The organism is Gelidibacter maritimus (assembly GCF_014062315.1).
Lineage (GTDB): Bacteria > Bacteroidota > Bacteroidia > Flavobacteriales > Flavobacteriaceae > Gelidibacter > Gelidibacter maritimus.
Genome location: NZ_JACGLT010000019.1, coordinates 68,788 through 77,643, shown reverse-complemented (window position 1 = coordinate 77,643; position 8,856 = coordinate 68,788). Strand labels below are relative to the sequence as shown.

Genomic DNA, 8,856 nt, shown 5'->3' with positions numbered 1-8,856 from the left:
ATCGAGTAGGCAAAGGGAGTTTCACCCTAAGCCTCTCACAGAACCGTGCTTGAAAGTCTCCCCTCACACGGCTCTTGTTGTACAAATCTAAGCAATACAATTTATTTGATTGAAGTTCCAATGATAAAACAGTGTTGGATATTGTTTCCTAACCTCTGCTAACCATTGGTACCCTTTCGAAATACTGGTTTTATATCGCTTATACCTTTTCCTTGCCCACCAAACCAATCTTTTACTGAGTAACCGAAAGACTTTTGTAAGTTCATACATCTTAAATTTACCATAGTACCGCACCCATCCCCTGATTATTGGATTAAGATATTGGGCTACTCCTACGATGCTTTTAAAAGTAAGTTTGTTTACGCCGAGCTCTTCTAGCTTGTCAGCGATTCGTTTTCTTGAACCAATACTTATGGCACAATCATACCCTAAAAACAGCTTCCTCTTTTTCTTAGAGAAGGCAGTCCTGGGCTGAAAAGAATATCCCAGGAAATCAAATTTGATTGTTGGGTATTTTTCTTTTCTTCTGTAGTCTCGGCAATAGACAATTTTTGTCTTTTGTGGATGTAATTCCAATCCTACCGAAGCCATTCTTTGATGCACTAGATTAAGTACTTTTTCTGCGTGGGCTTTTGTATTACAGTGTAGTATCACGTCATCGGCATAACGTGTGAAGACTACATTTTTATCTGTCCGTTCCAACCATTTGTCAAAAGCATAATGTAGAAAGAGGTTTGCCAGTAAAGGGCTGATCACTCCGCCCTGTGGCGTTCCTTTTCCTTGCTTTTGGATTCGTTTTCCAGATATTGTAATAACGGGTGCTTCCAGCCATCGTTTGATATAGAGTTTTACCCAGTTTTCGGGCACGTGTTTCTCTACGGCAAGCATCAGTTTGTTATGGTCAATATTATCGAAGAAACCTTTGATGTCCAAGTCAATGACCCAGTTTTGTTTCCAACAGTTTTCTCTTACCTTTGATAATGCCTGATGGGCATTTCTCTTTGGTCGATAGCCGAAAGAATTGGGACTGAATACTGCCTCTAATCTTGGTTCAACAAACATTTTGACCACCATTTGGCCAACTCTGTCGCTAATGGTAGGTATGCCTAATTTACGGATAGAACCGTCTTTCTTGGATATCTCTACTTCTTTGACAGGTGGTGGAAAATAACTCCCTGATGCCATACGATTCCAAAGTTTGTAAAGGTGTCTTCTGCGATCGGCATCAAATTCTTGCATATCTATCGCATCCACTCCAGCACTCCCTTTGTTGGAACGCACTTTTTGATAGGCCTCCCAAACCATTTGGCGGCTTATCGGTATTGATTTTGTTTCATTCCATAAATTCATCCTCACTTTTGTAAGTTGATTTGTAAAATGCAACTGTACAACTTAACCCCTTTGCTCCATTTCCATTACAGAAACTTCATCACTACTACGGGTTAATCTGTCTCTGCATACAACTTCGGTATTCTGCCTCTAAGTTGTTCTTATTGTGCATTTCCCTTGCCATTTGTATGCAGTTTCCCAAGTTCCGTAAATAAGCCTGAATAAAGTTCTTGCCATCTGAATGACGCCAGCCTTACAGAAAATAAATAGGTTTCCTCTGTAATTAATGTTATTGCTAACATTACTTTTCACTCCGTATCATACTTCGTAGCTTTTGACTGGGGATAGCAACTTCTCGACACCTCTTCGATGGTTCACTTTCGTTCAACTCCTTTATTCGTACCTGCTAATCTCTTTGGACTAGATTCTCCTAAACGCTCAGCACCACAACTGTTAATTGCAGCACCTTTAGGTGGTTTAGAGCCATCGCCTATACAACGACTCTGATGGACCTACCATCATCTTATTTACAGCATTCAACCTTTTATTGCCGTGGTTGATTCTTGGCACACTATGATTTCGTTGCGTGTTTCAGCACTAAATTTAGCAAATAAATCACAGACCTGCCTGCCGGCAGGCAGGTAGAAAGTCCGCGAGGACTTTCGTAAGTAGGCTATAAATAGCAATGAATTATACACGGTTTGTTCACAGTATTTATTCGGAGATTTTATAATATTCCATTTCCGCTCCGTCTTTTCTCATTACTATTAGTTTATTGGAATTGAGATATTTTATTCTCGTATATGTTTTTAGTCCTCCGTAATCGTATTCAATTTCAAATCCGTTGTCAGTTTTTAATATTTTTATATCAGGTTGTTCAGTTTTAGATTTTTCCAGTGTTCCGTTTTCTTTAATATTAAAAACTTTGAATTTTCCAGTTCCGTTATTAAATTCAAAACGATATTGTTGATTCGGTTCAGAATTTTTCTTTTTCCAATTTCCGTTTAAATATGCTTCAGCTTCATTGATTGTTTCGCAACATTTTAATTCCTGCGCAAGTATTGTTAAAGGAAAAAAGCATAGTATTAAAATCAGAATTTTTTTCATAGTTACGATTTTTCTCATATTGTGCACAACTTAAATATAGTAGCACCAATAGTGCTCACATCTGCCCCCAATGTGCCAATTGGAGGAGCTTTAATTAAATACTTGTATCGTTATAAATTTGCGATCTCCAATCTACCACCTTTCCCTATACTTTCCTATAAGTAGAACTACGTATATTTATTCTATTCTATGGGTTATAGTAGCCAATAGTATTTGTGAGCACGAGCGGGACGCTAGCGCCAGCGGGGGAGTTTCCAATCAAGTTTCACAAATCATATCCTGTAACTCAATTCAGATTTGAGAAATTCCATCAAGGTTTTTCGATTTTTGTTATTTGAGTTTTCTGGTCTTTTCCAATCAAGAAATATAGAATGGCGCCAAAAAAACTACAAAAAAGCACAACTAAAACCCAAATCAGTTTATTATTACTCTTAAATTCACTCCTTAAAATATCAATCAACGCAATAATTGCTGGTACTATTCCTATTAATAAAACACCCAATAGGATGATGATTTGCCAAGGTCCAATTGCTCCAAAATAATTCATAAATCACTTATTTAATTTTGTTCAGTTTTGTTTCTATTAAAGCTAATTCGTTTTCAGCAATCCCAATTGGATTTATAGCCAACTCTAAGAATTACACAAGCAGTTTTAATGGCTAATGAAATAGCTTAGATCAGAATTGAACTTCAATAGTATCGTAAATCTAATAATTCTAACGTATAATATGGCATTTCTCTTAATTAGATTAGGCATTGCCAATGTCGCGTGAGGCTGTTAGATATATTTTAAAAAGAATGGCTTATTGGAGACAAAAGAGAATCCAGATAGAATAACCGAAAGCTAAACATTTATCTCGCAGTTGTCTTAAATCTTATGTCGCCCAGTCTTAGGTCTTTTTATTCCAAAAAATTAACCAACGCAAACATAATATTATTCACTGCATGGGTCATAATTTCAAAATCCAGCGTTTCAATGGTATCTGTAGCTTTGTGATAATTTGGATTTCCATGGCCTCCGGTACCAATAATCATAACCGCAGGAATATCCAATGGCCAATAATTGCGATGATCTGAAGGCCCATTGTTTGGGTAGTTTTCAGCAAAGGAAATCCAGCGAGAGTCCATGCTGCCATTCGATTTCAGCAGCTGGGAGATTTTCCTATTAAAGGAATCATAGCTTTTAATTCCGGAAACTATCAATTGGTTTTTATAAATAGAGCCATCATAAGATTTCTTATCTTCACGATAGTATCCTATCATTTCAAGGGCAATCATCCCTATATAATCCTTGTTGGAATTGGCAAGGGAGTTGGCGTGAATGTAGCTTCCCATTTTTTTTGTTTTAAAAAACGGAGGTTCTTCCAAACAATAAAACACAAAATCAATTCCGTATTCTAACTCCATGGTGCTTTCCGTTAGTAATCGTAAGATTTCCAGCAAGCCGGCTACACTACTGGCATTGTCGTCCGCTCCAGGTATGTTCTTATAGACGTCATAATGAGCGCCTATAATAAAGCGTTTTGTTTTTTGAGGTTTATAAGAAGTGATAATATTTGTGTATTCATTCCCTTTGGCTTCCCATTGTTGTCTCGTGGTCGGCAAACCAATGTCCTTAATTTTCGCCTCAATATAAGCGGCTGTTTTTTGAAGGCTTTCTATGTTTTTATAGTTTCGATAAGGATAGATGGAGGTCAAGAAAGCAACGTGCTTATATAAGTTTTCTTTATTGGCTTTCATTTTTCTTTCCTTTAAACTACTATTTTATAAGCATAAGCTGAACTGCATCTGCTCCATCTCAAAAAGAAGGATAATATAGTGTTAAAATTAATTTACTAAAAATTATCCATCCGTTTTTTAATCGCTTTACTAAAAAAAAGGAAGGTCTTTTTTGATTATGGGTTTTTTAAATTTCACCTCACCTGCCCGACGTGTTTGGCGGCCTTCTTAAAAAGGAGGGGGAATTTAATTCAGTCCATAAATTCAAAACCATCATCCAAATCAAAAGTGCTTGTCACAAGTTGCGGTGAGGAAAGTTTGCAAATTAAAACTTGTTATTGGTACTGGTGCCGTCACAATACCCACCTGCCAAACAGGCATACGGAAGAATCATAAATTAAAAAACCTCCCAATCCCGATAACTATCTGGACAGAGAGGTTATTAATCAAAAAAATTAAACTTAAAAATAAAAGTGACCTATTCACCCGCCACTTCAAGGGCTTTCTTATAGTGTTTGAAGTTTGTTAGTCAATTTCTGAAACAGATAGCATCTTATTTAGGTTTTTAAGATAAACTGTCTGCGTAAAAAATCCGTGATCCCGACTGCTATCGGGACGTGTCTAAAAAACCTACTGCGCACTCCATCCCCCATCCAAAGCAAACGACGTGCCTGTAATGGTGGTCGATGTGTCCTTCGCCAATAAAATCGCCATATCCGCAATGGCTTCCACCGGAACAAATTCTTTAACGGCCTGCTTCACCAACATCACCTTCTCCACTACTTCTTCCTCGGTCATTTTATGTGCCTTGGCTTGGTCTTTAATCTGACCTTCTACCAAAGGTGTTTTGACATAACCGGGACAAATCGCGTTGCAGGTAATATTGTACGGTGCGCCTTCCAAGGCCAAAACTTTGGTCATCCCGATGACGCCATGCTTCGCCGTTACATACGCCGACTTAAATTCGGAGGACCTCAAGCCATGCACGGAAGAAATATTGATGATCCGTCCAAACTGTTGTTGCTTCATCTGTTTCCACGCTGCTTTTGAAGCGTAGAATACCGCATTCATATTGATGGCGATGATGTTTTCATATTTCTCATTAGGGAAATCCTCAATGGGCGACACAAACTGAATACCCGCATTATTGACTAAGACGTGCAGGGAACCAAAGGTGGCGATCGTTTCTGCAATCAGGCCTTCTACGGCGTCAGACTTTAGCAAGTTAGCTTTGGAGAAAGCCACTTTAACCTTGTGCTTCGCTCCTATCTCATTAGCAATGGCAGCACCATTGGATTCCAGGCCATGAAACATAATGTCATAACCTTCCTTGGCAAATCGTGTGGCAATAGCCAAACCTATGCCGCTGGTGCTTCCTGTAATCAGTACGGTTTTATTCATGGTCCAAGAATTTTTTAAGTTCACGATTAAAAGCCTCTGGCTGGTCGATGACCACGCCATGTCTGGAGTTTTCTATAATTTTCAAACTGGCATTCTGCATTCGCGAAACATATGCTTGCTTAAAAGCCTCTGGGGTGTAATCCATATCGGAGCCTATCACGAGCGTTCGGGTTGGAATGGCTTCCAATTGATCGCCCAATCCCCAATCCATCAAGGTTACAAAGGATTTGTAATAAGCATTATAATCGTTATTTTTACAGCGTGTTTCAAAAGCTGTTCTCAAATCCAATTGATGTGGTTCGGGAAACATATTAAATGAAATCTCCTTCGCCAATGGGTCCAGGCCTTTGGTTTCTAAAAACTCAGTTCTACTTTTTAAAAGCTCTTCGCCGATGGATCCCATATCATTAAAGTCAGGGCCACTGTTGACGATGACCAATTTCTCCACATAGTCAGGATAACTGGCCGCCATTTGAAACGCCACTGCTCCACCCATTGAAAACCCGACAAACGTCGCTTTAGTTATATCTAATTGGTCCAAAAAGGCTTTGATATCTTCGGTCATCAATTCAACGCCATAAGCGTCTTTAGGCTTTGACGAATTGCCATGACCTCTTAAATCTACCGTTAGTACACGATGTGTCTTAGAAAAAAAAGGGACTTGTGCGTCCCAATCTTTTTTTGTTGATCCCAAACCATGAAGCAATAGCAATACCTTTCCGGTACCGTGGTCTTCATAATCAAGTTCAATAGCATTAGCATGTATTTTTGACATGGTATAGAAACTTAATTGGTTTGAACTCTTTATTTTTTAAAGAAATTAATGTTGTATTTTAATTCAAAAGAAACCAAAGTACTGATTGCCGGCGATGCTACAAACTCTCTAATTTCAGCGTTGAATAGGTTGGTAATGTTCACACCTAAAGACAGGTCGTCTGTAATATTGTAACCTGCATTGGCATCGACTGTGAAACCGCCTAATTGGCCGTAGTTCCAAGTTCTACCTACTCTTGCATTTTCAACAATTTCATTCACACCATCACCATCCATATCTTGGGTTTCTGCTGCGACATTGATCCCAGAAAAGAAATCATATTTCTCTACAAATCTGCCGTAGATAGCGCCATAGAATTTGCCTTTGTTGTAGTGGAATCCTAAACTAAATTTATGGTTTGGTGTATTGATAGGCAATTCACTTTCTAAAACAACACCATCTAAATTGCCATCATTGGCAGGATCATCCAGGTCAAGCGTACGGCCAAAATAAGAGTAGTTGAAAACACCTCTAAAGCTGTCGCTAAAGTAATAGTTGAAACCAACATCAAAACCGTAGGTATCCACATGGCCAAAGTTTAAATAGGTCAAGATAACGGCACCGTTTGAACCAGGAACCACCTCTCCTATTGGCGTGTCTCCCACATGCGTTACCGGACTGCTTGCGGCAACGTTGACCAACGGACTGATAAAGTTGTCGGATACGTTGTAGTAGGCGTTGGTATCTATAAATAATTTGTCAGACAATCTTCCTTTATAGCCTACTTCATAAGAGTTGATGTTTTCTACATCCAACTTAGGTATTTTAGTCCCGTCTTGCAATGTAAATCCTTCACCATTACCCAATACCAATCCACCAAATAGATTGCCTTTAAGATTCAAAATTGATGGAACGGCCATTCCCTTTCCATATGTAATTCTGAAGGTTCCGTTATTGATTTTTTTGGTGATTGCTGCTTTCGGGATAAAGTTAGAACCGTACAAGTCGTGGTTATCCAAACGTGCTCCAAACAGGAAACCCCATCCAGAATCTTCCAATTTATATTCAAATTGAGAATAGATACCAGTTTGCGCCAAATCGATGCCACCAGCGTCCAAAAGATAGGTGCCATGAGAATCTGCCATGTCTTTTTGGTATTGTGCACCAGCAGTTAAATAGAAACCATTCCAATTGTTGTTGTACTGTGCTTCGGCGTTAAAACGTCTTGAATCGTCCACAAATAGCGCTCCACGCTGAAGCGGAATGCCATTACCTTGCCCTTCTCCCAATTGAAACCATTGTTCATTGAAAGAGCGCTCGCGAGCTTCTTCTTCAGAAAAGCCATTCTCTATAAACGACACGTAGTTTTGTGTACGTTGGTTCATTGCGTAAGTGTCGTCGGTTTTACTCCATGTATAATACGTATTGGCGAAAAAGTTTTTAGACACAAATTTCAATTGTGCTTCTGTAATCCTCCAGTCCTTTATTTGGTTACGACCGGCACTGGTAACACCAATATTACTACTATTGCTATGACCGTAATAAGCGGTTAGCTCTGAACCTGGAGTAGGCTTGTAGTTTAATGAAGCACCATATTTCTGAGAAGTGAAATCACGATCTAAATCCAATTCCTTATAGCCCTTTGTTCCAACGTAAACGCTATCGGTATAATCAAATTCAGTACCTTGAGCTCTTTCAAAATGCACCTTATAAGCAAATTTATCGTCAATAATCTGTGCATGTCTGACTCTTCCGGTAAATACATTCTGATTACCTGCACCAATGGCAAATGTGGTTCCTTCAGAGGTTCTTGGGTTTTTTGTAATTGTGCTCACCAATCCGTTGTGCGCATTAGGTCCGTAAAGTGTACCGTTTGGTCCCAAAAGAATTTCAACACGTTCAATATCATCTTTAGAAATGGTTGTAAAAGAACCAAAAGGCAAGCCTGTGGCAATCAACGATGATAAACGATCATCTGTGACCTGAAGGTTTTTCGAGTTGAACGAGGAGTTAAATCCCCTGATATTGATTCCAGTACCTAAAACACCGCCTCTTACAAAATCAACGCCTTTTTGTCTTGCCGCCAATTCTCCTATGTTAAAGCTTGGGAATTCTCCAATTTCACTCGCTGAAATCACATTTACCGTTGCAGGCACATCGGTAATTTTCTGTGGTTTTTTATTTGCCGTCAAGATGACTTCGTCCAACACCGTATCTGAACCTTTTAAAGAAGTGCTCAAGCCTGTGGTCTGATCTGAAGCAACTATAACATTTTTTGTCTGCGTCTCATAACCTATATAAGACACGGTAACGTCATAAACACCAGTAGCAATGTTGTCAATAGTATAGCGGCCGTCATAATCGGTCATGGCACCTTTATTCAAAATTTTAATAGACACCGTGGCTCCCGATAGAGGAACGCCGTTAACATCTGTAATGATTCCGCTGATAGCTCCTGTTTCTTGGGCGTTGACCACAAATGAGCCAATAAGGGTGAGTAATAGGAATAGTTTTTTCATAATTTGAGAATATTGATTGAGTTCGTT

General features: G+C 39.0%; 8 protein-coding genes. All 8 read right to left on the bottom strand.

Features of this window, described 5'->3' with window-relative positions; genetic code table 11:
* Positions 1 to 87: 87 nt before the first annotated feature.
* The gene (gene ltrA / locus H3Z82_RS17370) at positions 88 to 1,350 is read right to left on the bottom strand and encodes a group II intron reverse transcriptase/maturase (RefSeq protein WP_182202247.1); all 1,263 of its coding nucleotides are present in this window, start codon (positions 1,348 to 1,350) and stop codon (positions 88 to 90) included.
* 140 nt (positions 1,351 to 1,490) lie between these two features.
* Positions 1,491 to 1,631 (bottom strand): hypothetical protein, encoded by a 141-nt coding sequence (locus H3Z82_RS17365; protein WP_182202246.1) that lies wholly within the window; start codon positions 1,629 to 1,631, stop codon positions 1,491 to 1,493.
* A gap of 412 nt (positions 1,632 to 2,043) precedes the next feature.
* Entirely contained in the window at positions 2,044 to 2,436 is a 393-nt protein-coding gene (locus H3Z82_RS17360; RefSeq protein ID WP_182206773.1) for a hypothetical protein, read from the bottom strand.
* Positions 2,437 to 2,746: 310 nt separating this feature from the next.
* Positions 2,747 to 2,983, bottom strand: coding sequence for a PLD nuclease N-terminal domain-containing protein (locus H3Z82_RS17355; protein WP_182206772.1), 237 nt, complete (start codon positions 2,981 to 2,983; stop codon positions 2,747 to 2,749).
* 353 nt (positions 2,984 to 3,336) lie between these two features.
* Positions 3,337 to 4,176: a M28 family peptidase gene (locus H3Z82_RS17350; protein WP_182206771.1), complete on the bottom strand. Its 840-nt coding sequence runs from the start codon at positions 4,174 to 4,176 to the stop codon at positions 3,337 to 3,339.
* A 609-nt stretch (positions 4,177 to 4,785) separates the two neighbouring features.
* Positions 4,786 to 5,580, bottom strand: a complete 795-nt coding sequence (locus H3Z82_RS17345) for a 3-hydroxybutyrate dehydrogenase (RefSeq protein ID WP_317172471.1) — start codon at positions 5,578 to 5,580, stop codon at positions 4,786 to 4,788.
* Entirely contained in the window at positions 5,549 to 6,331 is a 783-nt protein-coding gene (locus H3Z82_RS17340; RefSeq protein ID WP_182206770.1) for an alpha/beta fold hydrolase, read from the bottom strand. Before H3Z82_RS17340 ends, H3Z82_RS17345 begins: the two co-directional genes overlap by 32 nt.
* Before the next feature lie 29 nt (positions 6,332 to 6,360).
* The gene (locus H3Z82_RS17335) at positions 6,361 to 8,829 is read right to left on the bottom strand and encodes a TonB-dependent receptor (protein ID WP_182206769.1); all 2,469 of its coding nucleotides are present in this window, start codon (positions 8,827 to 8,829) and stop codon (positions 6,361 to 6,363) included.
* Positions 8,830 to 8,856: the final 27 nt, after the last annotated feature.

Bases quoted from the DNA above. Each gene is read 5' to 3' on its own strand.
- ltrA (WP_182202247.1), bottom strand. From the start codon at position 1,350: ATGAATTTATGGAATGAAACAAAATCAATACCGATAAGCCGCCAAATG.
- H3Z82_RS17365 (WP_182202246.1), bottom strand. From the start codon at position 1,631: ATGTTAGCAATAACATTAATTACAGAGGAAACCTATTTATTTTCTGTA.
- H3Z82_RS17360 (WP_182206773.1), bottom strand. From the start codon at position 2,436: ATGAAAAAAATTCTGATTTTAATACTATGCTTTTTTCCTTTAACAATA.
- H3Z82_RS17355 (WP_182206772.1), bottom strand. From the start codon at position 2,983: ATGAATTATTTTGGAGCAATTGGACCTTGGCAAATCATCATCCTATTG.
- H3Z82_RS17350 (WP_182206771.1), bottom strand. From the start codon at position 4,176: ATGAAAGCCAATAAAGAAAACTTATATAAGCACGTTGCTTTCTTGACC.
- H3Z82_RS17340 (WP_182206770.1), bottom strand. From the start codon at position 6,331: ATGTCAAAAATACATGCTAATGCTATTGAACTTGATTATGAAGACCAC.
- H3Z82_RS17335 (WP_182206769.1), bottom strand. From the start codon at position 8,829: ATGAAAAAACTATTCCTATTACTCACCCTTATTGGCTCATTTGTGGTC.